Here is a 25104-nt window from a genome sequence, read left to right as displayed (position 1 = left end):
GACTTAGTTGGAGGGGAAGTTGTAGGAAGCGCCGGAGGCGTGGGTGGGCTCGGGCCAGCGGGACGTGATGACCTTGCCGCGGGTGTAGAAGGAAACGCCTTCGGGGCCGTAGATGTGCTTGTCGCCGAAGAGGGAATTCTTCCAGCCGCCGAAGGAGTGGTAGGCCACCGGCACGGGCAACGGGACGTTGATGCCGACCATGCCCACGGTGACGGAGCGCTGGAACTTCCGCGCTGCTGCGCCGTTGGAGGTGAAGATGGCGGTGCCGTTGCCGTACGGGTTGGAGTTGATCAGGTTGATGCCGTCCTCGAGGGTATCAACGCGTACTACCACCAGGACGGGTCCGAAGATTTCTTCGGTATAGGCGGTCATCTCGGTTTTGACGTGGTCGATCACGGTGGGACCTACCCAGAAGCCGTCTTCGTGACCGGGGACCACCAGGTCACGGCCGTCCACCACCATCGCTGCACCGGCCTTTTCGGCTTCGGTGACGATCTTGACGATGCGTTCCTTGGAGGCCGGGGTGATGACCGGGCCCATTTCGGCGTCGGGCTCGGTGCCGTTGTTGACCTTCACGGCCAGGGCCCGTTCTTCGACCTTTTTCACGATCAGGTCCGCGGCGTCCCCGACGGCGACGGCCACCGAGATGGCCATGCAGCGTTCCCCGGCGGAGCCGAACGCGGCGGCGGCGAGGTGGTCGGCGGCGTTGTCCAGGTCAGCGTCCGGGAGCACGATTGCGTGGTTCTTCGCCCCGCCCAGGGCCTGGACGCGCTTGCCGTGCTTGGTGGCGGTCTCGTGGACGTACTGGGCGATCGGGGTGGAACCAACGAAGCTGATGCCATCCACGTCCGGGTGCGTCAACAGGCCGTCGACGGTCTCCTTGCCACCGTGCAGGACCTGGAACACGCCATCGGGCAGGCCGGCCTGCTTCCAGAGCTTGGCCAGGAGCATCGAAGCAGACGGGTCGCGCTCGGACGGCTTGAGGATAAACGCGTTGCCGGTGGCGATGGCCATCGGCGCCATCCACAACGGAACCATGACCGGGAAGTTGAACGGCGTGATGCCGGCAACGACGCCCAGGGGTTCGCGGAAAGAGAAGACGTCGATCCCGGTGGAGACCTGGTCCGAGTAGTCGCCCTTGAGCAGCTGCGGGATGCCGCAGGCGAACTCGATGACTTCCAGGCCACGGCCGATCTCACCCTTCGCGTCGGAAAGGACCTTGCCATGCTCAGCGGTGATTAGCTCGGCCAGCTCGTCCACGTGGGCTGCGACGAGTTCACGGAACTTGAACAAGACGGCGGTGCGCTTGGCCAGGGAAATGTCACTCCAGGTATCGGCTGCCTTGCGGGCCGCTGCGACCGTGGTGTTCAGGTCCGCCTCGTTGGCCAGGCGCAATTCAGCGGTGACCTGGCCGGTGGCCGGGTTGTACACCGGTTGGGTACGGTCGCCCTCGCCCGTGGTTTCAGCGCCGTTGATGAAGTGGTGGATGGTGGTCAGTGTGGTCGTCGTCGACATGTGCGGACTTCCTTGTGGTCTGTGGGATCTGTGTGTCTGGGATTCAGCCGAGCAGCTTGCGCTGGCGGCTCTTGTGGTCTGTGTACGTCTTGTAGGCCTGCTGGGTGGATTCCAGCTCGGAGACTGCCGAGACGGGGACGTCCCACCAGGACTCGGAGCTCGGGGCGTCCAACAAGGGATCGGACTCGACGTGGATAACGATCGGACCGGTCTCCGGAGCTGCCTTGGCTTCCTTGATCGCCGCACCGAGGGCTTCGATGACGTTGTCGCCCGGTTCGATCCGGATGACCTTGGCGCCCAGGGACTCGGCATTGGTGGCCAAATCGATGGGAAGGTTCTCGCCGGCGTCGAAGCTGTGCTGCTCCTTGTCCAGGACCCGGTACTGGGTACCAAAGCGCTGGGAACCGAGGGACTCGGACAGCGAACCGATGGACGCGTAGCCGTGGTTCTGGATGAGGACCACGATCAGTTTGATGCGTTCGGCGACGGCGGTAACCAGCTCGGTGTGCATCATCAGGTAGGAGCCGTCCCCCACCATGACCACCACATCCCTGTCAGGGCCGCCGGCTGCGGCTTCGGCCAGTGCTGCTCGTTTGACGCCGAGGCCGCCGGGGATTTCGTAGCCCATGCAGGAGTACGCGTATTCCACGTGGTAGCCGAACGGGTCCCGGACGCGCCACATCTTATGCAGGTCACCGGGCAGCGACCCCGCGGCACAGATGACAACGTCGTGGTCGTCCATGGCCTTGTTGGTGGCGCCGATGATTTCGTTCTGGGCCGGCAACGGCGTGTAACGGGTTTCGAAGGCTTCGTCCACGATCGCGTTCCAGCGTTTCTTCTCCGCCGCAACCTTCTCTTCGAGGTCGGCACCAACGCGATAACCACCCAAGGCCTGGTTCAACTTCACCAATGCCTTGCGGGCATCGGCGACGATCGGCAGCGTCGTGCCGTGCTTGTAGGCATCGATCGGCGCGACGTTGATGTTCACGAACTTCACGTCCGGGTTCTGGAACGCCGTACGGGACGCTGTGGTGAAGTCCTCGTAGCGCGTGCCGATCCCGATGATCAGGTCCGCTTCGGCAGCGATGGCGTTGGCCGCCGTCGTACCGGTTGAGCCGATGGCACCGAGCGACAACTTGTGGTCCCAAGGCAGGACGCCGACGCCGGCCTGGGTGTTGCCCACCGGGATTCCCGTCAGCTCAGCGAACTTGGAAAGTTCGTCATTTGCGTAGGCGTACAGGACACCGCCGCCGGCAATGATCAGTGGGCGTTTCGCGGCGCGGATGGCCTCCACGGCACGGCGGATGTCATCGTCCTCCGCCTCAGGGCGGCGGATCCGCCACTCACGCTCAGCCAGGAACTCCTCGGGCACATCGAAGGCCTCGGCCTGGACGTCCTGTGGCAGGGAAATCGTCACTGCGCCCGTTTCGGCCGGATCAGTCAGGACCCGGAGGCCGTGGTGGAACGCGGAGAACAACTGCTCCGGCCGGGAGACCCGGTCAAAGAACTTCGACAACGGCCGGAACGCGTCGTTCACCGTGATGTCGTAGGCGTACGGCAACTCCAACTGCTGCAACACCGGGTCAGCAGCGCGGGTAGCGAACGTGTCCGAGGGCAGCAGCAGAACGGGCAGGCGGTTGGTGGTGGCCAGCGCCGCGCCGGTCAGCAGGTTCGATGAGCCAGGACCAATGGAGGTGCTGATCGCGAACGTCTGGCGACGACGGGTGTGACGGGCGTAGCCCACGGCCTGGTGGACCTGGGCTTGCTCGTTGCGGCCCTGGTAGTAGGGCATGATCGCGGGATCCGCGGCCTGGTACTGCTTCAGGGCCTGGCCCACGCCGGCCACATTGCCGTGGCCGAAGATACCGAACGTCCCCGGAATCAAGCGCTCACGGAACTGAACGCCATCAACAGAGTCAACGGTGTACTGCTTGGACAGGAACTCCACCACGGCTTGCGCCACGGTCATCCGACGGGTTGCTGTTCCCACTGGTCTTACTCCGATACTTTCACTGGAATGCGGTCTGAGGAGGCATGGCCGTTTGCGTTGGCAGCGGCAGCGGGCGCCGGGGCGTTCAGCAGCGAGGCGGCCGTGGCTACGGCACCTGCAACATCGCCGTCGTGCGGGTACAACAGCGTGCGCCCCACAGTGAGGCCCTGGACTCCGGGCAGTGCAAGGGCCGCCTGCCAGGAAGCGAAAACTTCATCCTGGCTGCCGTCCGGGTCCCCGCCCAAAAGAACGGTGGGCAAGGTGGTGGAGGCCATGACGCGCTCCATGTCCTTCACCACCGGAAGCTTCATCCAGGTGTAGGCGCTGGTGGAACCGAGACCTTCGGCGATGCCCACCGACTTGATCACGGCGTCCGCGCGGAGGTCGTTGCGGACCTTGCCGTTGGCGTCGCGGATGGACAGGAACGGCTCCACCATGGCGATGAGTTTGCGCTCGGCCAGCGAATCAATGGCTTTGGCGGTGGCCTCAAGGGTGGCAACCGTATCCGGGTCGCCCAGGCAGATGCGGGTGAGCATCTTGCCGCCATCAGCGCCCAGCGCTTCCAAGGCAGCTGCCGTGTGGCCGGTGAAGCGGTCGTCGAACTCGTTGACCAGGCCAGCCAGGCCGCCGCGGTTCATGGAACCGAACACCAGCTTCCCTTCCAGTGCACCCAGGAGCAGGAGGTCATCCATGATGTCCGGCGAAGCCAGGATGCCATCCACGGCCGGGTTCGCCAAAGCGATCTGCAAACGGTCCAGCAGTTCCCGGCGGTCAGCCATGGCCATGGGGTCCGTGCCCACTGACAGGGCGCCGCGGGCCGGGTGGTCTGCTGCGACGATGAAGTTCTGCACGCCGTGCTTCAGGCCAGGATGACGACGGCGGGTGGCAGCTGCGCGGGCGACGGCCTCCGGATCTTCGAGCCGGATCCGGCTCAGGTGCTCATAGCGACGGGGGTCATCGTTGGGGCTCAACGCACTGCTCCTTCGGTAAGGGTGGCACCGGGAATGGGGCGGCCGCGTTCGGCGAGCAGCGAGGTGACCTCGTCCGGCGTCGGCATGGCATCCGCGCACGAAACGCGGGAGGCGACGATTGCGCCCGAGGCGTTTGCGTAGTCCAGGACTTCGGACAAGGGCCAGCCGGACAGCAGGCCGTGGCAGAACGCGCCCCCAAAGGAGTCGCCGGCACCCAGGCCGTTGACGGTTTCCACCGGGACCGGCGCTGAGACCACACGCTCGGTGCGGGTCTTGGCCATCACGCCTTCAGCGCCAAGCTTCACGACGGCGATCTCGACACCGGCCGCCAACAGACGGTCCGCCTGCTCGTCGGGCGTCCCCCCGCCAACGGCTACGGCACATTCCTTGTCGTTGCCGATTGCCACCGTGGCGTACGGGAGGATCTTGGCGACCTCGGCACGCGCCTCTTCCTCGGAGTTCCAGAACATCGGCCGGTAGTCCAGGTCCAGGATGGTGAACTGGCCTTCCTTCAGGCTGGTCCGGGGGCGGGCCTGGTGTGCTGCGAGGTGTGCACCGCGGCTGGGCTCCTGGCACAGGCCGGTCACCGTGGACCAGAAGATCCTGGCTTCGCGGATCGCGTCCAGGTCGAGCTCTTCGGCCTGGATCTGCAGGTCCGGGGCCGTGGGAAAGCGGCCGTAGAAGTAGAGCGGAAATTCGTCTGTTGCGGGCTTGATGGCGCAGAACGTCACCGCCGTGGGGTATTGGGTCACGGGTGAAACGAACGAGTCATCCACGTTGAATTTGCGCAGTTCCCGGTGGAGGTATGTGCCGAATGCGTCGTCGCCGGTCCGCGTGATCACGCCAGTGCGACGTCCGTGCCGGGCGGCCGCCACAGCCACGTTGGAGGGCGAACCTCCGAGGTACTTGCCGAAGGACGTCACGTCCTCCAGGTCCACTCCGATGTCGTTCGGGTAGATATCAACGCTGATGCGCCCGATTGTGAGCAGTTCGTGGGTCACGATGATCGTTGACCTTTCTCTTGTGAACTCTGAACCTCTGAGCGCTGGGCCCCGATGCCTTGCCACCCCTCAGTGAGCGGGGCCACATGACTACTTTGCACCAGATTTCATGTCCTGTCAAAGGTTTGTACTGACATATTTACAACATGACACAGACTGCTTTTACTTGCGCGGAACAGCCAGTTCTCCGGTGACATACTGGCTGCGCCCGAAGCCGAAGGACCAGTCCCCCGCAGTGTTTTCGACGTAGCCCACAAAGACATCCTCGCCACGGACTCCCACTGCCGCCAAGCGGCTCGCGATGGCTTCAAAGAGGGAGCTCTTGGCCATCTGGCTCCGACCTTCCTGGGTAAAGATCTGGATCATCACCACACCAGCAGTCCGCTCAAAGCCAAGCCCTGCATCCTGCGCCACGATCTGCCCCTGCGGATGCTCAGTGAGGATGTGGAAGTAGTCGCGCTCCGGAATTCCGTACTCACCCAGAATGGCGTCGTGGATGGCTCGGCTGAGAGCTGTCAACTCCTCCGCGGAGCGGCCCTGGTTCACGTCGATTCGCACAAGTGGCATTGCATTCCCTTCGAATAGTTTGTCCTAACATACTAACAAACTACGTCCATTCTGGATACAGCAAAGGCCCGCCCGGATCTTCCGGACAGGCCTTTGTTCCTGCGTTGCGGGGCCCGCTCTGCGCCCCTCGACCCGCGCATGCCGCGCAGAGCGGGCCCCACAACGAGGGTTGGAGTACGACGACGGCCCGGTACCTTCCGTGGGGAAGGTGCCGGGCCGTCGTCGTGAGTTAGCTGTAAAAGCTAGAGCGTAGCGAAAACTTCGCGCAGCAGCTTGGCGGTCTCGGACGGCGTCTTGCCGACCTTCACGCCAGCAGCTTCGAGGGCTTCCTTCTTTGCCTGGGCGGTGCCTGCAGAGCCGGAAACGATGGCGCCTGCGTGGCCCATGGTCTTGCCCTCAGGAGCCGTGAAGCCAGCCACGTAGCCGACAACCGGCTTGGTGACGTTGGCCTTGATGAAGTCGGCTGCGCGCTCTTCAGCGTCGCCACCGATTTCACCGATCATGACGATTGCCTTGGTCTCGGGGTCAGCCTCGAACGCAGCCAGGGCGTCGATGTGCGTGGTGCCTATGATGGGGTCGCCACCGATCCCGATAGCGGTGGAGAAGCCGAGGTCGCGGAGTTCGTACATCATCTGGTAGGTCAAGGTACCGGACTTGGAGACCAGGCCGATGGGGCCCTTGCCCGTGATGTTCGCCGGGGTGATGCCAACCAGTGCTTCACCGGGGGTGATGATACCGGGGCAGTTCGGTCCGATGATGCGGGTAACCTGCTTGCCGTCAGCGTCCACCTTGGACTGGGCCAGGGCCCAGAATTCGGCGGAGTCCTGGACCGGAACACCTTCGGTGATGACAACAACGAGGCCGATGCCGGCTTCGATGGCTTCAACCACTGCGTCCTTGGTGAATGCCGGCGGTACGAAGACGATGGAAACGTCCGCGCCGGTTTCAGCCATGGCTTCCTTGACGGTGCCGAAGACGGTGATTTCCTTGTCGCCGTGCAGGACCGTGGTGCCGGCCTTGCGGGCGTTGACGCCACCGACAATGTTGGTGCCGGCTTTGAGCATCAGTGCGGTGTGCTTGGTGCCTTCGCCGCCGGTGATGCCCTGAACGATGACCTTGGAGTCTTTGTTGAGGTAGATAGACATTCTCGGGTCCCTTACTTAGCTGCGTTGGCGAGCTCGGCGGCCTTGTCGGCGCCCTCGTCCATGGTGGCGGCCAGGGTAACCAGCGGGTGGTTGGCCTCGGTCAGGATGCGGCGGCCTTCCTCGACGTTGTTGCCGTCGAGGCGAACTACCAGCGGCTTGTTCGCGGAGGTACCGAGCTCGGCCAGTGCACCAACGATGCCCTTGGCAACAGCGTCACAAGCGGTGATGCCGCCGAAGACGTTCACGAACACGCTCTTGACCTGGGAGTCGCCCAGGATGACGTCCAGGCCATTGGCCATGACCTCGGCAGAAGCTCCACCGCCGATGTCCAGGAAGTTTGCCGGCTTCACGTTGCCGTGGTTTTCGCCTGCGTAAGCAACGACGTCCAGGGTGGACATCACAAGACCGGCGCCGTTGCCGATGATGCCTACTTCGCCGTCGAGCTTGACGTAGTTGAGGTCCTGCGCCTTGGCCTTGGCCTCGAGCGGATCAGCTGCGTCCTTGTCCTCCAGCGTGGAGTGGTGCACGTGGCGGAAGTCAGCGTTCTCGTCCAGGGAAACCTTGCCGTCGAGGGCAACGATGTCGCCTGCGCCGGTGCGGACGAGGGGGTTGACCTCAACCAGGGTTGCGTCTTCCTTCTTGAAGACGTCCCAGAGCTTCAGAATGACATCGGCCACTTTGCCGCGCAGTTCTTCAGCGAAACCTGCTTCGGCGACGATTTCGTCGGCCTTTGCCTGGTCGATGCCTACAGCGGGGTCGATCGCGATCTTGGCAAGTGCCTCGGGACGCTCGACAGCAAGCTGCTCGATTTCCATGCCGCCCTCAACCGAGCACATGGCCAGGTAGTTGCGGTTGGCCCGGTCCAGGAGGACCGAGAAGTAGAATTCCTCGGCGATGTCAGCACCCTGCGCGATCATCACCTTGTTGACGGTGTGGCCCTTGATGTCCATGCCCAGGATGTTGGTGGCGTGCTCAAGCGCCTCTTCGGCAGTCTTGGCAACCTTGACGCCGCCAGCCTTGCCGCGGCCACCAACCTTAACCTGTGCCTTGACGACAGTTACGCCGCCGATCTTCTCGGCAGCTGCCTTTGCTTCTTCAGGAGTGTGCGCCACGATGCCGGCGAGCACGGGTACACCGTGCGCTTCGAACATATCGCGCGCCTGATATTCAAACAGGTCCACGGTTTAGTGTCCTTCTACGTCGAAGTAGTTTTCTGTTCAGCCGGGAACCGCGATGACCGCGATAGCCAGCTGCGGAGAGTACGCGGTCAACAACCGGATTGAAGCCGGTCACATTGCGTAAGGTCCTCTCGGAACTTTAGCCCTTTAGGGAGTCCCGCCAGCTACACACTACCCGTTAAGTGAGTAACCTTACACTTCTATCGGATGTAGAAAAACCGCATAAAGTCGGGGTTTTTGGGCTGGCCGAGGCCAGCTACGGCGTGTGTTTCAGGGTCCCGCGGACCGTTTTGCCGCCGTCGGAAATCAGCTGGTACCCGTCCCTGGTTACGAAGAACGCCACGCCCCCGGAGACGTTTCCGCAGGCGACTCCGCTGTTGTAGGCCGAGCACCGAAGACCGTTGCGCTCGATATTTTGCCCGTCAGCCAGTTCGCGCAGCTTGGAAATGGGTCCGTTGCGGCTTCCTTTGGGACCGAACTCGGACTCCATTTGTGTTACGCCGGAACGGCACGCGCCATAGACCGCCTTGTCCGGGGACAGCAGCACTGTCCCGCCAAGGTAGCCCAGGCCGGTGCCGGCGCAGTCGTCGGCGATGTCCGCAACATCAGGCTTGCCGTATTTGGCCAACTCACAGTGCACCACCGGGACTACGGCGAACTTGTTGTTCGCCGCGTCCGAGTAGGTATTGGGCTCATAGGGCAGGTTGAGGTGCCCGCCGCGGGAGGATGTCATGGCACAGACGATGTTCCGGTCAGCGGTGACGAAGGCGGTCACGTCCTCGCCCGCGGACAAGGTGGTCTGCTCCGTAACCGGGACCTGCTGGAGCTGCTCCAGCGGCGGCAACGGAGCCGGCGGAACGTAGTCCGGATCCTTGGTGGCAAAGGAACAGCCCGAGGCCAGAACCACCATCAAAGCGGCAACAATCCCCCATACAGTCCGTCGCATGCCACCTATTATGCCCGTCAGGCGCCGCTCTGCCGGCCGCGAAACCGGAGCCGGCCCGCTGCAGACAACGCCGCACCAAGGATCAGGAGGCCTGCGACGGCCCACATCGTGGTGGGAAGGCTTCCCGACGCCAGGCCGGTCGCGGCGAGTTCAGCACCGGACGTCGACGCCACGGACCCTGCCGGAACCACGGACGACGGCGGCGGTGAAGGGTCGACCGCTGCGGGCGGCACCACCACCGCAGGTGGCTGTTCGACCACGGGCGGGCGGGTGGCAAGAACCGTAACGACGGTGGAGAAGATTCCCTGGTTGTAGAGTCCGGAGTCACTGAAGTTCACCCAGATCTGGAAAGTTCCCGCACGGGTTGGAGTACCTTGCAACACCCCGTTGGCATCGATAGTGAGTCCGTCCGGTCCCGGATCGTGCCACGACAGGCTGCCGGCCATATGGCGGGGGGTCGACCACCAGAAGTAATACGGAGCCACGCCTCCTGTAACGGAGGCGATCTTCGCCGAATACGGTTCACCCAGGACCGCGTCCGGCACGGTGAAACCGGTGGACTGTGGCGCCGACGCCCGAACAGTCAACGTGAACTCCCCGTCGGCCGATTCAAAAAGATCCGTGGCCCGCACCGTGAATTTGTAAGTGCCCGCTGCAGTTGGAGTACCGGATGCGCCGTTCTTTTCCCATGTCATCCCCGGCGGAAGTGCACCGGAAACCACGGCCGTGGTGAAGGGCATGGCCCCCGCCGTACCGACCCAAATGTCCTCTTTGTACCAGGCGCCCACCACCCCGTCAGTGAACTTTTCCGTGCGCGTCACGGTTTGGAATCGGGGTAATTCATAGTCAAAGAAATCGATCGCGACCTCCCGTGCGAGAGATTGCGCGGGCTGCGACGAGTCAATCACCGTGACCGGCATCCGGAAGTACCCCTCCTCCGTAGGCGTGCCGGTAAACCTGAGAGTTGCAGGGTCAAACGTCAGCCCCGGCGGGACGTCACTGACAGTCACTGTGTACGGAGCAGTTCCGCCGGAAATCACCAACGGCGCATCGTACGCCTTGGTGAGGTACCCCCTGTCCATGTAGGACCGCACTGCCAATGGATCAACAGCTTCGACGCTTGCGAGCGGTTCAGTTACAGGTGGTTCGACGGCGGGCGGCTGCGTTGCCGCTGCGCTGGCACTCGGCGTCGGAGTGGCAGTGGGCATCGGGGAAGCACTCGGAGTGGCAATGGCCGGCGCCGCGCTGGCGGTCGGAGTGGCAATGGCCGGCGCCGCGCTGGCGGTCGGAGTGGCAATGGCCGTTGCTGCCTGGCCGCCCGGCGGCACGTATGGCTCCGCTTCCGCTAGGCCAGGCGGCGCGAACTGGAGCGTCAAGGCACTCGCCAACGCCGCAGCCAACACCATCCTCGCAGCCTTGACCACAATTCCACGTTCCCCAGCCATGGTGCCCATGCGCGTCCTTCCCCGACAGGATTGCAACTATTCAGCGTCGCACGGAGAGGGACAGAGACAGCATTGGCCCCCAGACAACGCCCGGTCAGTCTAGGGTTGTGTTGCGCCCGTGGCAATGGCTAGCGGCGAGGGGCGGAGCTGCGAAAGTCTAGGCGTCGATTTTGGTCAGGGGCGCGTAACGCAACAGCAGGCGCTTCTCGCCGACGTCGAACTTCACCTTGGCAACGGTCTTGTCCCCCGCGCCCTCAACACCGAGAACCACGCCGTTGCCGAAGCTTGTGTGGTTGACCTTGTCCCCCACCACCACGGAAATGACTTCCTTCTGTGGCTGCACCCTGTTGCGTGCGACGGCGGCAGGGACGTCGGCGTCGAAACCTGCGGTGGGGCTGGCGGCGGCTCCCCGGGAGGTACCCGCACCCCAGAACGAACCACCGTAACGGTTGGAGCCGATAGGGGCGCTTCCCCAGCCACCGGCCTGGCGGCTCATGCCTTCACGCTTCCACTCCACCAGCTCGGAGGGAATTTCCTCGAGGAACTGGCTGGCAGGGTTGTACTGGCTCTGGCCCCACATGCTCCGGACCTCGGAGCGCGTAACGTAGAGCCGCTTGCGGGCACGCGTCAATCCGACGTATGCCAGGCGCCGTTCTTCAGCCAGTTCCTTGGGATCGGTGGCCGAGCGCTGGTGCGGGAAGATCCCGTGTTCCATACCTGTAAGGAACACCACCGGGAACTCCAGGCCTTTGGCCGTGTGCAACGTCATCAGGGTCACCACGCCCATGCGCTTGGCCTCTGCCACTGCGGCGTCGATGTCTGCGCCCGGTGCGTCCGGAATCTGGTCGGCATCGGCCACCAGGGAGACCTGTTCGAGGAACTCGCCGAGTGTGCCTTCGGGGTTGTCGCGTTCGTATTCACGGACCACGGCCACCAGCTCAGCAAGGTTTTCCACCCGGGACTCATCCTGGGGGTCGTTGCTTGCTCGCAGGCCGGCGAGGTAACCGGTCTGTTCCAGCACCGCTTCCAGGGCTGCCGCAGCACCCGAGCCCGAGGCAACTTCGGCGAGGTCATCCAGCAGTTTCACGAATCCGAGCACCGCGTTCACCGAGCGCGTGGCCATTCCCGGAGCTTGGTCCGCCCGGCGTGCGGCCGCCATGAAGGACGTCCGTTCCCGCTCCGCCAAAGCCGCAACAGCGCCCTCCGCACGGTCACCGATCCCCCGCTTGGGTTCGTTCAGTACGCGGCGGAGGTTGACGTCGTCGTCCGGGTTCACCAGGACGCGCAGGTAAGCCAGGGCGTCCTTGATTTCCTTGCGCTCATAGAAGCGCGTGCCGCCCACAACCTTGTACGGCAGGCCCACTCTGACCAGGACGTCTTCGATGGACCGTGACTGTGCGTTGGTCCGGTAGAAGATGGCGACGTCGCCCGGGCGCAGCCCGTCCTCGTCCTGCAGGCGGTCGATTTCCTTGGCTATGAACTGGGCTTCGTCGTGCTCGTTCTCGCCCACGTAGCCAACGATCTTTTCGCCGTCGCCCTCCGCAGTCCACAAGCGCTTCTCCTGGCGGTTGGGGTTGCGTGAGATCACCGAGTTGGCGGCGCTGAGGATGTTCTGGGTGGAGCGGTAGTTCTGTTCAAGCTTGATGGTCCGGGCGTTGGGGTAGTCCGCTTCGAATTCCACGATGTTGCGGATGTCGGCGCCACGGAAGGCGTAGATGGACTGATCGGAATCGCCCACGACCGTGAGTTCGCTCGGTTCGACCCCGGCCTCGGAGCCCAGGCCCACGATCTCCCGGACCAGCGCGTACTGGGCATGGTTGGTGTCCTGGTACTCGTCCACCAGTACGTGCCGGAAACGCCGCCGGTAGGACTCTGCGAGCGCCGGGAACGCGCGGAACATGTAGACGGTCTCGGCAATGAGGTCGTCGAAGTCCATGGCGTTGGCCTGGCGTAGCCTTTGGGCGTAGCCCTTGAAGACCTCTGCCACGGCCTGCTCGAAAGGGTCGTTGTGGTTGGCCGAGGAAATGTAGGAGTCGGCGTCGATCAGCTCATTTTTCAGGGCGGAGATCTTGTGCTGGATGGCCTTGGGCGGGAACTTCTTGGGATCCAGGTCCAGGTTCTTGGACACCAGTGTGATAAGGCGCAGCGAATCCGCGGAGTCGTAGATTGAGAAGTTCGAGTTGAGGCCGACGTTCGCGGCTTCCCTGCGCAGGATGCGCACGCAGGAGGAGTGGAACGTGGAGATCCACATGGCCTTGGCACGGGCACCTACCAATGCCTCGATGCGTTCCCGCATTTCTGCTGCGGCTTTGTTGGTGAACGTGATGGCCAGGATCTCGCCGTGGTGGGCGCGCTTAGTGGCGATGAGGTAGGCGATGCGGTTACTCAGGACGCGGGTCTTGCCCGAACCGGCGCCGGCGACGATCAGCAAGGGGCTCCCGGCGTGCTTGACCGCTTCTTCCTGCTGCGGGTTCAACCCTTGAAGGAGCGCATCCGCGGACGGCAGGCCGGACGCACCGTTGTTGCTCCACCCTCCCGAGGCAGGCCCGTCGGAAGGGCCCGATGAGCCGCCGTTGCCCTCCTGCAGTCGGGCGCCACCCAGGCCTCCACCGGAGCCGGAAAGCTCCGGGGCAGCCTTGGCTGGGGCTTTGGTGCCTGCTTTGAAGGGGCCGTCTGCGTAGGGGTCGAACAACATATCCATGGTGCCTACCAGTCTAGGCGGTGCCCCTGACAGTCAGCGGCGCGTTGTCCACAGACCCTGGTTCCAGGCCTTCGAACACTAGTGGTCCGGGTCCTCCACCAGCCAGCCTCCTGCAACCAGCCTGTCCCTGAGTGCGGGCCTGGTCAGTGGGTCGGGACCGTCCTGGAACTTTCGCCGCACCGACGCCAGGTGCTTCTTCACCCCATCGACGGAAATCCCCAGGACGTTGGCCGTCTCGGCGAGGGTTCCGGCGGTCCCGCCGAGGTAAAGGGACACCACCTGGTGTTCCCGGGCCGACAACACCGGCCCGGACCGCTCGGCAGCCAGTGCGGCCGCGACTTCCGCCGTAACATATGGCTTTCCCAGCGCTGCGTTGCGGATCGCATTTTCCACCACGCCGGCCGACACGGTCTTGGGGATGTACGCCAGGGCGCCCGCCGCAATAGCCTGCCTCATGACGGCCGGATCGAGGACTGAGCTGCAGACCACCACTTGTGGCCCGGCGGAGAGGATTGCCTGGATTTTTGCGCGCAGCGGCACATGGTCGCCCAGCAGGACGTCCAGGACCACGACATCCGAGAGGGCTCCGATGTGGGCGGCAGCTTCGGCCCAGGAAGCGAACTTTCCCACAACCCGGATCCCTGGGGCATTGGCTTGGATCCACTGGGCGAGGCCCTCCCGCAGGACCGCGTGGTCTTCGACGATGTCCACTTCGATGGTGGGTCGGGATAGTGGGTAGCGCAGCATTTCAGACCTCCCCACATATGATTCTGCCTAAGTCGTCACCATATTAGGTGACACGTTTCGGGGGAGACATTCATGGGGGCATGGATCGACCGACCGGTGGCCAGCCGGGAGGCTCTGGGTAGTTCGGATTTATTGGCCCGTGGCGGGGCCGTGGTCAGCTTCGTTTTCGTCGCGGCCACATGGATCTACGCCGGGCCGGTCAGCGACGGGACCGCTTGGCGAAGCCCCGCCACCACCGCTGTTGTGGTTGTCCTCGTCACCTGCCTTGCTGCGATGCTCCGCACCGATGCGTGGCCCGTCCGGCTTGTCACCGTCCTGGCCCTGATCACCTTGTCCGAGCTTCTGACCGGGGTCACGTTCCGGCAGGACTCCGACTCCCTGCTCCTGGCACATTCGGTTCTGCTGGCTACAAGCTCTGTCCTGGTCCTGGCGTTACGGAACACGTGGCGCTCCGTTCTGTTTACCGCGTTCCTCGGTCTGTTGGTATTCGGGCACACCTACGCTGTGTCCGTGATCCACCGCTTGGGCCCCACCACCGCGTTGACGGTCCTGGGCGCCTGGTTCGTCATGCTCGTCATCCGCCATTCAGCACCAAAGGCAGTGGCCATCCACTGCGATGACCAGGCGATCCGGCAGGAATCCGCCACGGCCCAGGCCTTGGCGCGCGATGCGGCCGACGCCGCCATGGCCCAGGCCAGGCTCCTCCACGACACGACCCTCAGGACGCTGACAGTGCTCGCCCGCGGCGGGGCCGGGGCCGACCCTGAAGAGTTACGTGCCCTGCTGGCCTCCGCCACGCACGACGCCGGCGGACCGGTTACCGGGCCAACCGCACCTAACGCCGCAGTCGCCCCAGCAGTGCGGGGCGACGGCGGGCCGCGCACCCAGGCGGGGGTGGCCGTCGTCGAACCTTCCAGTGTTCCTGAACTTGCCGAGGTGCTGAGGGACCGGGCCGCCCGCCAAAGCGGCAAGCTTTTCACGGTCGAGGTCTATGGTGAGGCCGGCGCGTTGCCGGAGAACCTGCAGAGCGCTCTCGTTGACGCGGCAGAAGAGTGCATGGTCAACGCTGCCCGGCATGCCGGCACCGACCACGTCGATGTCCTCGTCTCCCGGTCCGGTTCATCGGTGTCGGTACTGATCAGCGACGCGGGCTCCGGATTCAACGCAGAAGCTGTGCCGGCGGAGCGTTTCGGCCTACGGCAGTCGGTGCTCCAGCGCATGAACGACGTCGGCGGACATGCCAGGGTGTTGTCCGCCCCCGGCCGCGGCACCACCGTGGTCCTGGACGTGGACGCACCATGAAACGCGGACCCGGCATGAAGGCGGAACATCCGTACATTTCGGGCAAAGCCGGTCCCTTGTTCCTGTCCCGCAGCATTCTCTTGGCCGGGACCCTGACCGTTTGGTCGATCTCCTTTATCACCTCCGCCAACTCCCTGGACGGAAGCGACCGGGACATCATGAGACTGGGCGCACAAGCCTTCGACCTGCTGGGATTCACTCTTGCGATGTTCGCTTCGGATCCAAAGACCAGGGCATCGCGTTTGCCCTGGCTGCGCTTGGGCTGGCTCGGCACGTCCATCGCCTCCGGTCTTGCCACGGCGAGTACGGTCACCGCGGACTCAGGCTACGCCGCGTTGGCGTTCAACGTCCTCATGGGGGCGGCCCTGGTTTTTCTGTTGAGCATGCGATGGGACCTGATGGGTTTCCTGTTCCTGGTGGGAGTCAACGCGGTCCTCAGCGCCGTCTATTACGCTACGACGCCCCGTTTTGGGTCCGGTGAAGGGCTCCTCATCTTCTTTATCACCCTCATTCCAGGCCTTCTGGGAGCCTTGGCGGTCATCGGTATCCAAAGCCGGATGGAACTGGCCGTCTCCCGGCAACGCGACGCATTACCCGCTCCGCAGGAACCACCCGCTGATCCAATCGTCGACTCGCCGTCCGATGTGTTCTCGCCGTCCGATCTACTGGCACAGACGCACCACCAAATTCAGGAGCTGTTCGCCAAGGTGGCCAGGAACCAGCAGCTTGCCCAGGATCCAACAGTGGCCGAAGAAGCACAGGCATTGGCCTCACAACTCAGGGGGCAGTTGATGCTGCTGCAATCGGGCACGTGGCTCGTCGCCGCGTTGCGCCTGGCCCGGATGGAATCCACGGTGGCTGTGGCGGCCCAGCCGGACCTTGCGGAGCGCATCCCCCACGCGCAGCGTTCGGCGGTCCTGGCAGTGACCATGCTCCTGGCTACCCCGGTCGGGGGCGCGGACGGCGGTGGCACCCCGGCAGCGGGCGCGGACGGCGGTGGCACCCCGGCAGCGGGCGCGGGCGGCGGTGGCAAGCTCCACGTCTTTCTTGAACCCGACATGGAAGACCGCATCCTCATCACGTGGAGGGTGCGCAACCTCAATCCCAGCCGCTGCACCCCGGCTCTGTGGAGCGAATTGGAAACCCTGGGAGACCCCCGGGTCCAGAGGGATCCTGGCGGTGCCAGCATCCTTGTCCACATGAAAGCGCCCCGGCTGTGGTGACGCGGGTGCTGGTGGTGGACCGCCACCAATTGATGATCGACACACTGGATGCCTGGCTCCGTTGCAACGCGCCGGACCTGATGATCAAGGCAAGTTCCACCGCCCTTCCGCCCAGCGACCAGGGCGCCGCCTGGGCCGCGGAAGAGATCGAGGTTGCTGTGCTGGGCACCTTGGACAGCCACGAGGACCTGGTAGCGGCCGTGCGCCACTTGGTACGGGCGGGCCTTCGCGTCGTCGTCCTTGCCACCGCGCTGGACGGATGGGACGCGGGGGCGGCCTGTACCGCTGGGGCCCTTGGGTATGTCCCAAAGGCCGCGGGGCCCCAGCATATAGAGCACGCCATCCGTGCCGTGGCCGCCGGGAAGCTTTATGTGCCCCCGGAAGTCGCGGCGGTCATGGTGGACACGGCACCGGAACGGATCAAGCTGTCGCTTCGTGAACAACGCCTCGCCGAACTCTACCTGGGCAGCGACGCCTTGCCTGTGCGTGGGGTGGCTGATGCCATGGGCATCAGCGAACAAACCGTCAAGGCCCACCTGCATCGGATCAGGCAGCGGTATGCGGCCGCCGGGATCAGGCTCAGCAACGTGATCAGCCTGCGGAATCAGCTAAGCGCTGACGGCTGGATCACGTAATCCGGGCGTGGCCTGGGAAGCCGTTTGCTGCTGTCCCCGCTCCGGCCCGGATGCGAGGATGCTGATCAGTGCAACCAGCAACGGGACACACAAAGCCGCGTGGAAACCTGAGAGCAGTAGCTGCCGATAGATCTCGGGCTGCCCGGACCACAGCACCACCACCCAGAACTGCAGCCACCCTGCCACGACCACCACCACCGCCAGGCGTCCTACGGCGGCCTTCTTGCGGAAGGCCACGGCGAGTCCAAGGAGCAGCGTCAGCAGCTGCATTGCCACCAAAGCAACGGGCGCCGCCTTCAGTGCCGTCAACAGGCCCAAGACAACCGGGAAGCGGTGGTCCTTCGCGAACGGCTCGTGGCCCTGTCCCTCCATGAACGAACCGATGTAGCCCAGTTCAGGCGTCAGCATGGCGGTAATCCCGCGTTCGCCCATCCCAATCAGCCGTTCAGGGTGGGTGAGGTAGAAACCTGCAAGTTTGCCGGCGCCCATCTCTTCCTGGAACTCGTGGAATTTCGGGTTCAAGGCAGCCGACCTCGGTGACGCGACGGTAGTGCCACTCGCAGCAACAAATCCCTGATCGAGCCCCAACCAGGTCAGGTCCTCCTCCGGGGTGGGGCTGTGCGGTAGCAGTTCAGCAAAAACCGCGTTGTAGAGGTTCAGCTCGGCGGTGCGCTTCGGTTGCACGGCCATGAAAGCCACCGCGAAAGCCGCAATGACCGCTATCGCCACCACCGGCAGGGCAAAGCGATGCCAAGTGCCGCCTTCCGGTGCCCGGCGGCTTGCGCGTCGAGCGGTCCGCTGCGGCAACCACAGCAAGGCCAGGACCAGCACTGGCAGCCACGACACCATCTCGGGCTTGGCCGCGATGGTGAAGATGCCAGCACCTGCCACCGGCAGGATGGTCACCCAGCGGCTCCGGGTCCCGTTCCAGTAGTTCAAGAGGGCCACCAACAAACCCAGCGTTCCCAGGAAGGCTGCGGGCTCCGGGTAGGGAGAGATGAAAAAATCAGCGAAGACGCCATCCGCCATTACCGCAGTCACCAAAGCGGCGATGAGGATCCGGAAGCTCGCACGGCCCGGGAGCACAACAACGAGCCCGGCGATCAAAAAGCCGAAAACCAGGCAGCAGATGATGCCCACTGCGCGCATATCCAGCCCATCACCCCAGCCAAAGAGCGGGGTAGCCAGCTTCCCCAACCACAGGAAGGCAAGCTGGGACGAGTACACCGGCTCACCGGATCCGGCAGCACCGCACGCCTCACCCACCAGCGGGTGGGGTGTCCAGCTGGGGTAGATGAACCGCGTGAAATCTGCGTAGTCCCAGGGCCGGACGTTGCTTACGCCCAGGGAACAGACCAGCCCATTGCCATCTCCTTGGTCGGCCACCCCCACCGGACCCGGCACAAACAGCCGCACCAGCATCGCAATGGCGGACACCAGCCCAGCAACGATGGCCGGGGTTCGGACTCCCCCCAGGGTCAATTCTCCAGGACCGAACGTCCGCGCGAGGAACCTCCCCGCCATGCGCAGCGGGCCCGGCCGTGGGCCCACGCCGGACCGCACGGGAACAGGAGCGAACTCCGCAGCGTCCTCGATCGTGGCTGATTTCCCAACCGTGGTCTCAACCATTCGCGGCCTCCGCACTCACAGAGCCGGCAACAGGGGCAAGGGTCCCGGTCCAGGGCTCCGGCCCCGATCCCTGCAACGGTGCCACGCCACAGCGGACAGCCCGGGCCCCGCCGTCGATACGGACTATCGGCCGGACTTCCACATCCGCCGGGAGAACACGCACCTTCAGGAAGTCGAGCACAAAGGGAAGGCAGCGTTCCTGCTGCGCCGCCAAAGGCACCAGCGAAGCGTCCTGCCCGAACCAAGCACTGACATCCTCGGTAGTGTGCGGCTCGGAACAGGGGGTGTCAGTGCCTTCGGAACCCAGCACGCCGTCTGTGATCTCCTGGGTGTAGCAAAGCCGGATCGGGGCGGATTCCGGCCTTGCCAGGGCCTCCTTGAGATCGGCCCTGGTCTCCCTGGGCGCCAGGTCAGCCGTGGTGGTCAGGACGTCGCAGCGGACAGTCCGGCTCCCGGCCGACCATGCGGCGCGGGTGGGATAGTACCCGGTGATGGCCATGCCGGTGGTGGCGTCGCGCTCGGCGCCACCCAGGTACTTGCGCAGTTCCGTAGCCGGGCATAAACGGGCAGTGAGGTTTTGGAGTTGCTCGTGGAGCGGACGCTCCGCTTGCCCGGACAGCGGCTGAGGCACCGTAGACACCAGGAATGTCTGGGTGGTGTGCGGCTCGGAACAGGCAACCGCCGGACCCGTATGGCTGCTGGCACCATACTCTTCCGGTGTTGAAATGAGGTAGCACTGGCCCACGCGGACTGCGTTGTCCCCGGAGACCGCACCAACCTCCGCATCGGTAGCGGGACCGGCACCGCAGCCGGTCAGGATCAAAGCCGCAGCGATGGCGAGCGCCGGGAGCACGGCCGGCAGTTCAGGACGCACGCCGGCCCCTCCGCTTGGCAACGGATCGGTCCTTGCGGACGACGGCGGCGCGCACCAGGACGATGATGGCGGCCACGAAGCCGAAGATCACCACGAACGAACCCAGGAAGTGGTGCATGAGGTCAAAGCCCTGCTGTCCCCAGCTCTGTTGGGCTGCGGCGATCATGAAATACCGGGTTGCGTTGCTCAGGCAGACGATAGCCAGGGCGATCAGGGTGGCAGGCATGAGCCGCGACACAGGAATCCGCCCCATCAGGAACAGGACCCCCGCCAACGCGGCGATAGGTGTGAGGAGGACCGCGCTGGAGCACAGTCCGGTGACCATGAGGGCGTAGGGCTGGCCTGCCCCCACGTTGTGGAAGATGATGTCGTCCACGCTGTAGGACGCCCCGCCCAGGATCCCATCGAAAACCGCAGCCATCAGCCATGCCTCCGCTGCCCTGATGTGTTCCTGCTGCAGCATGGCCACCGTGGCGGCGGCCAGGAACAGCAACCCGAGCACACCTCCACCACGGGCCTTCTGCACGGGGACGGACCGCGGCCCCCGGGGAACGTTGATGTCGCTGAGGTTGGCGCTCGCAGCCACTAGGCTTCCTTCGCTAGTAGTTTGACGTCGGCTTCATGGTTGCGGCGTGTTTTCGCCCACCCTTGGCGGCCGGTGATGAGGCGGTACGTGGCCCTCAGCACGGTGACGTAGTTCTGGTACATGTAAAGCCAATAGCCAAGGCCCCACGCGATACCGGTCATGAAGTTCTTCTCCGGAGCGACGTGCCGCCTGTACACGAGCCCCCAGAGGGCGAAAGGCAGGACGCCCGTCGCGATGATCAAGGGAATGATGAACCACGCTGCCGAGATCCACGCAACAAAGCTGCCCATGGTCAGTGCGCCCTGCGCCACCATGGTGACGAACAGCGTGGGCCAGAGCACCAGCCCGATGATCTGGATGAAGGGCTGAATGAGGAAGTAGCTGGATTCGATGGCGCCAACGTTGCTGAAGTACGGCGACTCGAAAATCCGTTTCAGGTAGGTGCTGCACTGCATGCCGCCGTGGCACCAGCGCGTCCGTTGCGTCAGGAGCCGGCGCAGGTCCGGCAGCGCTTCCTGGGCAACGTGGGTGTCATGCATGTAGACCGTTTTATAGCCGCCCAGCATGATGTGGATGGCCAGTTCGTAGTCCTCCAGCAATGCCCCGTGCCACGGTTGGCCCGAGGTCCTGGCAATGGCATCGAGAGCAGACAGCCGGGTGAATTGGCCGTTGCCACCCAAGCCAACCGTCAGCGTGTGCCGCCTCAGGGACTGCATCGCCGCGATGGTGGTCCTGAATTCCATGTCCTGCATCAGGACCAGGTAGCGGCCAAACGTGCGCCTGATCCGTTCCCGGCCTGCGCCGCCCTGAAGATCGGGATCGTCCAGGTTGGACATCCAGACCGCTGTCTGTGCGGCACCTACTTCGGGGTCGCCGAAGGCGAGCGGACCGGCCGCCTGCCGGAAGGCGTTGTCAGCAAGGTGGCCATCGGCGTCGACCACCAGGACGATCACCGAAGAACGGTCGACGCCGGCGGGCAGCCAGGAATCCAGGGTGCGGTATGCGGCGTTGAGGGCGTCGCCCTTGCCGGTGCGGGCGAGCGGACGCCGGCGGCGGACCAGGTGGATCATGTCGTCGTGGCGGGAGGCCGCGCTGACGAGTTCCGCGGTCGCGTCGTCGCTGTCGTCGTCGACAACCCAGACGTGGGCTTGCGGGAATTGCGCCCTGAGCAGTTCAAGGGTCTTGCCGATCACCACTTCCTCGTCACGGCAAGGAATGAAGACGTGCCAGGAGAAGGTGCCGGGATCGCCTTCGGGATCAGGCTTTCGCCGCAGGAACGGGACCAGGATCACCAGGATGTACGACAGAAAAACCACCAGCAGCACAAAAGCCAATGCTTGGGCGGATTCGAGTACCGACATGAATTTCCGATGCTTAGGGCTTGGCCGATCGGCCAGGATGGGAGGAAAGGGTGGCGGGACGGCCCTTGCAGGAGCCGTCCCGCCGGTAGTGCTACGGGTTGGGGCCCGTATCCCGCTTCGCAGCCTTGAGCCTGCTGTTACGCAGGACCACGAAGCCGGTAATCAGCAGTGCGACACCCACCAGGATGACCCAGCCGAGGGTTGGGGCACCGGTAGCAGCGAGGGCGGTGCCCCCGGCTGCCGTGCCGCCTGCAGTCCAGTTATGGCCGTACATAAGGCGTTCTCCTTTCGCTGGTGCTTGATGCGCTCACAGCGATCAGGCAGCAGCTACCGCAGTCTGGCGGCGCGAGCGAACGAACAGCCAGGTGAGCAGTGCCAGGAGTGCCACGCCACCGCTGATGGCCATGGTGTCGGTGTTGACCAGCGGGATGGCCGCTGCGTCCAGGTTCGGACCAACTGTGGCGCTGGCGAGGTTGACAGTGGCGATGGAGCCACCGGCAATTCCAACCTGCAAGGCGCGCTGGGTGAAGGCACCCGAGGGTGCTGTTTCCTGGATGTTGACCTTGGCCGAAACCAAAGCCGTCAACGCGTTGCCCAACGGAGTAACCAGGCTGGTGCTCAGGCCACCTACCAACCCGTTGACTGCCGTTTCCAGGGTGGTGACTGCCAGCAAGGCAGTGGTCTTGGCGACGTTCGGCAATCCGAGGGGCGGAAGAGTGTCGGGCAGTGCCTGAACAGCCGCGCGGGTGCTGGACAAGGTGGTTGCCAGGATGCTCTGGATCTTGGTGGACACTGCCGCGGGCAGGAAGGAGACCAGATCGGTACCCGCCGGCAGCGAGTTCAGGTCTGCGACACCCGCCGCGGCCAACAGGTCAGCCTCGGTGATCTGGATGACGCCGCTGGCGAGCGGATTGGTGATGGGCAGGCCAACAGCGGACAAGGCCACGTTGGCGGTGTTCAGCAACGGAGTGAGTGCTGTGGAGACGCCTCCCACCAGCGTGCCGCCAACGTTGGCCGAAACGCCCGCGACGGCGTAGGCGCCTTGAGGTGAAGCGCCCTGGTCCTTCTTGGCTGCTGCGGCAAGGGTGGAGATGTCCATGGTGAGGTCCACCAGGTTGGTGCCACCGAGGATGGCGGCAGTTCCGGCTGTGATGCGGGCTGCCGGGATGGCCGGGTCACCGGAGGTCGGGAGGCCCGCAGGAAGCGTGACCAGTCCCGGAGCACCACTGACGGTGCCGGAAAAAGCTTCCGAGGAGCCATCGTTGACGGCCTTGCCGTACTGGCTGACCGCACCAACCTGGATGATGCCGTTGTTCTGCAGCAGCGGAATGTTGCCCGCACCGACGTTGACGACGCCGAAGACGGCGCTGAGGTCCAGCGGGTCGGTGGCTTCGATGACCGCAGGACCGGTAGGCGGTGTGCCTACCTGCTGGGCGGTTGCGGCGCCGTTGGCGGCCAGGTTGGCGAAGTTCGGGATGGCCAGGACGGAACCATCGATGATCTGTCCACTGCCGAGCGAAATCACGTCAGTGGGTGCTGCATTTGCCGCGGGTGCGGCGACGAGGCCGATGGCCAAAGCCGAGACGGCAGTAACGCCGACGGCTGTGGGCCACAGCTTGCTCTTGCTGTTCAAGTACTTCCCCCTTGCGAACGCTGCAGGACAGGGCTGTTCTGCAGCTGAGACCGTGGGGGCAGTCGCCCCCGGTGCAAAGTAACAAGGGCAAACGGTGGCGGTTCGCAGGGGTACCCGAAGGGGTTAACGCCCTATAGGGCTCCTAGGCAAACTGGGGAACTGAGGTGAGGGCCGCGCTTAAGTCGCGGACCGCCGTCGGGCCTCCCGCGACGAACCAGTTCATTCCGTTGACTGTCACGACGGCGGTGTCCCCGCCGGCCGCACGGACGATCGCCTTGCCGGGGAGCCAGTCCCATTCCGGGCAGCTGTGCTGGAACCAGCATCCGAGTTCGCCATCCGCGACCCGGCCGAGGTCGCAGGAACCGGAACCGAACATGCGCAGGGACGCGGCGGTGATGGCGGCGGCGTGCCAAGGCATGGCCGTGCGGGGGTCTGCCAGCCAGGTGGGGTGGATGTAGGTTGCCGCGCAAATCTCGCCGACAAGTCGGTCCCCGGAACCGGAAATCGGCTCCCCGTTCAGGGTTGCCGGGTGTTCCTGGCCACCCACCCAGAGCTTGTCCAGTTCCGGCTGGAAGATGGCACCCAAGAGAACCTCGGGATCCACGGTGGTGTCCCCCGAGTCGCGCTTCAACGCAATCGCCGAGCACCAGTATGTGGAGCCGTGCAGGAAGTTGTACGTTCCGTCCACGGGGTCGATCACCCAGGTGCGGCCGCTGGTGCCGGCCACTGATGCGCCTTCCTCGCCGAGGATGCCGTCATCCGGGCGGCTGCGCCGCAGCTGTTCCAGGACGTAGGCCTCGGCCGCGTGGTCTGCTGCGGTGACGACGTCGGACACCGACGTCTTCCGTTCACCCTGCAGGCCGCCCATCCGCATGAGCAGTGCCAGTTGGCCTGCTTCGCGGACCAGGGCGCTCGCCAGTTGGTAATCGTCGAGTGCGGGATCGAGTTCAGTTGCGGTGTGCCTGCCGGTGGTCATGGGTCCAGCTTATGTGGCGGGATAATGAATGACATGGCCAAGACACCAGCGCAGCGCATCAGGAAGCACGGAGCAAAGGCGGCGGTCCCGGACCACTCATTGCCGCCAGTGATCAACACCACCACGCAGCGCACCCCGCAGAAGGCCCAGAGCAACTCCAAGCTCATTGTGATCGCAGGCGTCGTGGCCAGCCTGTTCCTGTTCTGGTACCTGCACCTGCTGACCCTGAACCAGATGACGCAGCTCTCCGGTGGCCTTGCCATGCCGGATTCGCTGATCGGCGGGTTCTCGCAGGACTACGTGTCGCAGCTTCGCGCCGCGATGGACGACTCCGCGCGGGGCCAGTTGAACTATGTCCACAAGACCGCCGGCACGCTGTTCCCGCTGATTTTCGGCTTCAGTTGGCTGTTGCTGATCGGCACCAACGTGGCCCGCGAGTCCTGGCGCTGGGCCATGTGGGCCGCTCCGCTGCTGTTCGCGGTGGCCCACCTGTGGTCGAACGTGGCCATCGATTCCATGCTTGCCGCCGAAACGCCCGACGCCGGTGCGGTGGCTTTGGCTTCCGCAGTGACGGTCGCGTCGTGGGTGCTTTTCCTGGTGAGCCTCGTCTGCGGCGTGGCTGCGGTGTTCCTCGGGCGAAAGAACGCCAAGCCCGCCTGATTTTTCCGCGCTCCTGCCC

Annotated in this window: 22 protein-coding genes; 4 read left to right on the top strand and 18 right to left on the bottom strand. The window is 64.5% G+C overall.

The features are described from left to right. Positions 1-3 precede the first annotated feature (3 nt). The 11 genes from QRM57_RS06340 to QRM57_RS06290 form a co-directional block, all read right to left on the bottom strand. Positions 4-1515: a CoA-acylating methylmalonate-semialdehyde dehydrogenase gene (locus QRM57_RS06340; protein WP_284985960.1), complete on the bottom strand. Its 1512-nt coding sequence runs from the start codon at positions 1513-1515 to the stop codon at positions 4-6. 43 nt (positions 1516-1558) lie between these two features. Continuing rightward, positions 1559-3484: a 3D-(3,5/4)-trihydroxycyclohexane-1,2-dione acylhydrolase (decyclizing) gene (gene iolD, locus QRM57_RS06335; RefSeq protein ID WP_284986234.1), complete on the bottom strand. Its 1926-nt coding sequence runs from the start codon at positions 3482-3484 to the stop codon at positions 1559-1561. A 26-nt stretch (positions 3485-3510) separates the two neighbouring features. Then, positions 3511-4476 carry a Cgl0159 family (beta/alpha)8-fold protein gene (locus QRM57_RS06330; protein WP_284985959.1) on the bottom strand — a complete coding sequence of 322 codons (966 nt, stop codon included), beginning with the start codon at positions 4474-4476 and terminating at the stop codon, positions 3511-3513. Further along, positions 4473-5477, bottom strand: coding sequence for a 5-dehydro-2-deoxygluconokinase (gene iolC / locus QRM57_RS06325; protein ID WP_284985958.1), 1005 nt, complete (start codon positions 5475-5477; stop codon positions 4473-4475). Before iolC ends, QRM57_RS06330 begins: the two co-directional genes overlap by 4 nt. A 162-nt stretch (positions 5478-5639) precedes the next feature. Then, a complete protein-coding gene (locus tag QRM57_RS06320) occupies positions 5640-6044 on the bottom strand; it encodes a tautomerase family protein (protein ID WP_257368881.1) in 405 nt (134 codons plus the stop codon). A 242-nt stretch (positions 6045-6286) separates the two neighbouring features. Next, positions 6287-7189 (bottom strand): succinate--CoA ligase subunit alpha, encoded by a 903-nt coding sequence (sucD, locus tag QRM57_RS06315; protein ID WP_284985957.1) that lies wholly within the window; start codon positions 7187-7189, stop codon positions 6287-6289. Positions 7190-7200: 11 nt separating this feature from the next. Next, positions 7201-8370 (bottom strand): ADP-forming succinate--CoA ligase subunit beta, encoded by a 1170-nt coding sequence (gene sucC / locus QRM57_RS06310; protein ID WP_284985956.1) that lies wholly within the window; start codon positions 8368-8370, stop codon positions 7201-7203. Between the two features lie 253 nt (positions 8371-8623). Next, a complete protein-coding gene (locus QRM57_RS06305; protein WP_284985955.1) occupies positions 8624-9313 on the bottom strand; it encodes a hypothetical protein in 690 nt (229 codons plus the stop codon). A gap of 17 nt (positions 9314-9330) precedes the next feature. Next, a complete protein-coding gene (locus tag QRM57_RS06300) occupies positions 9331-10767 on the bottom strand; it encodes a putative Ig domain-containing protein (RefSeq protein WP_284985954.1) in 1437 nt (478 codons plus the stop codon). Between the two features lie 148 nt (positions 10768-10915). Continuing rightward, positions 10916-13459, bottom strand: a complete 2544-nt coding sequence (gene pcrA / locus QRM57_RS06295) for a DNA helicase PcrA (RefSeq protein WP_284985953.1) — start codon at positions 13457-13459, stop codon at positions 10916-10918. 78 nt (positions 13460-13537) lie between these two features. Continuing rightward, positions 13538-14206, bottom strand: coding sequence for a response regulator transcription factor (locus QRM57_RS06290; RefSeq protein WP_284985952.1), 669 nt, complete (start codon positions 14204-14206; stop codon positions 13538-13540). Between the two features lie 72 nt (positions 14207-14278). Between QRM57_RS06290 and QRM57_RS06285 the strand changes: the two genes are divergently transcribed. From QRM57_RS06285 to QRM57_RS06275, 3 genes are read left to right on the top strand one after another with little or no spacing between them, the layout of a single operon-like run. After that, positions 14279-15508, top strand: a complete 1230-nt coding sequence (locus QRM57_RS06285; RefSeq protein WP_284985951.1) for a sensor histidine kinase — start codon at positions 14279-14281, stop codon at positions 15506-15508. After that, positions 15505-16731, top strand: a complete 1227-nt coding sequence (locus QRM57_RS06280; RefSeq protein WP_284985950.1) for a hypothetical protein — start codon at positions 15505-15507, stop codon at positions 16729-16731. Before QRM57_RS06285 ends, QRM57_RS06280 begins: the two co-directional genes overlap by 4 nt. Positions 16732-16763: 32 nt before the next feature. Beyond that, complete coding sequence (locus QRM57_RS06275; protein WP_284985949.1) at positions 16764-17366, top strand: helix-turn-helix domain-containing protein; 603 nt, start codon at positions 16764-16766, stop codon at positions 17364-17366. On the opposite strand, the gene wsfD is transcribed toward QRM57_RS06275, so the two are convergent. The 7 genes from wsfD to QRM57_RS06240 form a co-directional block, all read right to left on the bottom strand. Further along, a complete protein-coding gene (gene wsfD, locus QRM57_RS06270; RefSeq protein ID WP_284985948.1) occupies positions 17340-18995 on the bottom strand; it encodes a glycan biosynthesis hexose transferase WsfD in 1656 nt (551 codons plus the stop codon). The genes QRM57_RS06275 and wsfD overlap by 27 nt on opposite strands. Then, complete coding sequence (locus QRM57_RS06265) at positions 18988-19869, bottom strand: septum formation family protein (RefSeq protein ID WP_284985947.1); 882 nt, start codon at positions 19867-19869, stop codon at positions 18988-18990. Before QRM57_RS06265 ends, wsfD begins: the two co-directional genes overlap by 8 nt. Then, positions 19859-20455, bottom strand: coding sequence for an exosortase S (gene xrtS / locus QRM57_RS06260; protein ID WP_284985946.1), 597 nt, complete (start codon positions 20453-20455; stop codon positions 19859-19861). Before xrtS ends, QRM57_RS06265 begins: the two co-directional genes overlap by 11 nt. Further along, positions 20455-21816: an XrtP-associated glycosyltransferase gene (locus QRM57_RS06255; protein ID WP_284985945.1), complete on the bottom strand. Its 1362-nt coding sequence runs from the start codon at positions 21814-21816 to the stop codon at positions 20455-20457. Before QRM57_RS06255 ends, xrtS begins: the two co-directional genes overlap by 1 nt. Before the next feature lie 91 nt (positions 21817-21907). Continuing rightward, entirely contained in the window at positions 21908-22090 is a 183-nt protein-coding gene (locus QRM57_RS06250; protein WP_235518994.1) for a hypothetical protein, read from the bottom strand. A 42-nt stretch (positions 22091-22132) separates the two neighbouring features. Then, a complete protein-coding gene (locus tag QRM57_RS06245) occupies positions 22133-23449 on the bottom strand; it encodes a PVV-CTERM domain-containing choice-of-anchor G protein (protein ID WP_257368893.1) in 1317 nt (438 codons plus the stop codon). Positions 23450-23591: 142 nt separating this feature from the next. After that, positions 23592-24425, bottom strand: a complete 834-nt coding sequence (locus QRM57_RS06240) for an inositol monophosphatase family protein (protein WP_284985944.1) — start codon at positions 24423-24425, stop codon at positions 23592-23594. Positions 24426-24458: 33 nt separating this feature from the next. On the opposite strand from QRM57_RS06240, the gene QRM57_RS06235 reads away from it, so the two are divergent. Beyond that, positions 24459-25085 carry a hypothetical protein gene (locus QRM57_RS06235; protein ID WP_284985943.1) on the top strand — a complete coding sequence of 209 codons (627 nt, stop codon included), beginning with the start codon at positions 24459-24461 and terminating at the stop codon, positions 25083-25085. Positions 25086-25104 lie beyond the last annotated feature (19 nt).

The organism is Arthrobacter sp. fls2-241-R2A-172 (assembly GCF_030208885.1).
In the GTDB taxonomy this organism is placed as follows: Bacteria; Actinomycetota; Actinomycetes; order Actinomycetales; family Micrococcaceae; genus Arthrobacter.
The sequence above is the reverse complement of the archived record's forward strand: the minus strand, read 5'-3'. Positions and strand labels throughout refer to the sequence as shown.

Coding starts and splice junctions, on each gene's coding strand:
- QRM57_RS06300 (WP_284985954.1), bottom strand. CDS start 10,767: ATGGGCACCATGGCTGGGGAACGTGGAATTGTGGTCAAGGCTGCGAGG.
- QRM57_RS06305 (WP_284985955.1), bottom strand. CDS start 9,313: ATGCGACGGACTGTATGGGGGATTGTTGCCGCTTTGATGGTGGTTCTG.
- QRM57_RS06290 (WP_284985952.1), bottom strand. CDS start 14,206: ATGCTGCGCTACCCACTATCCCGACCCACCATCGAAGTGGACATCGTC.
- QRM57_RS06320 (WP_257368881.1), bottom strand. CDS start 6,044: ATGCCACTTGTGCGAATCGACGTGAACCAGGGCCGCTCCGCGGAGGAG.
- QRM57_RS06340 (WP_284985960.1), bottom strand. CDS start 1,515: ATGTCGACGACGACCACACTGACCACCATCCACCACTTCATCAACGGC.
- QRM57_RS06280 (WP_284985950.1), top strand. CDS start 15,505: ATGAAACGCGGACCCGGCATGAAGGCGGAACATCCGTACATTTCGGGC.
- QRM57_RS06250 (WP_235518994.1), bottom strand. CDS start 22,090: ATGTACGGCCATAACTGGACTGCAGGCGGCACGGCAGCCGGGGGCACC.
- pcrA (WP_284985953.1), bottom strand. CDS start 13,459: ATGGATATGTTGTTCGACCCCTACGCAGACGGCCCCTTCAAAGCAGGC.
- iolD (WP_284986234.1), bottom strand. CDS start 3,484: ATGACCGTGGCGCAAGCCGTGGTGGAGTTCCTGTCCAAGCAGTACACC.
- sucD (WP_284985957.1), bottom strand. CDS start 7,189: ATGTCTATCTACCTCAACAAAGACTCCAAGGTCATCGTTCAGGGCATC.
- QRM57_RS06275 (WP_284985949.1), top strand. CDS start 16,764: ATGATCGACACACTGGATGCCTGGCTCCGTTGCAACGCGCCGGACCTG.
- wsfD (WP_284985948.1), bottom strand. CDS start 18,995: ATGGTTGAGACCACGGTTGGGAAATCAGCCACGATCGAGGACGCTGCG.
- QRM57_RS06255 (WP_284985945.1), bottom strand. CDS start 21,816: ATGTCGGTACTCGAATCCGCCCAAGCATTGGCTTTTGTGCTGCTGGTG.
- QRM57_RS06285 (WP_284985951.1), top strand. CDS start 14,279: ATGGGGGCATGGATCGACCGACCGGTGGCCAGCCGGGAGGCTCTGGGT.
- QRM57_RS06240 (WP_284985944.1), bottom strand. CDS start 24,425: ATGACCACCGGCAGGCACACCGCAACTGAACTCGATCCCGCACTCGAC.
- QRM57_RS06235 (WP_284985943.1), top strand. CDS start 24,459: ATGGCCAAGACACCAGCGCAGCGCATCAGGAAGCACGGAGCAAAGGCG.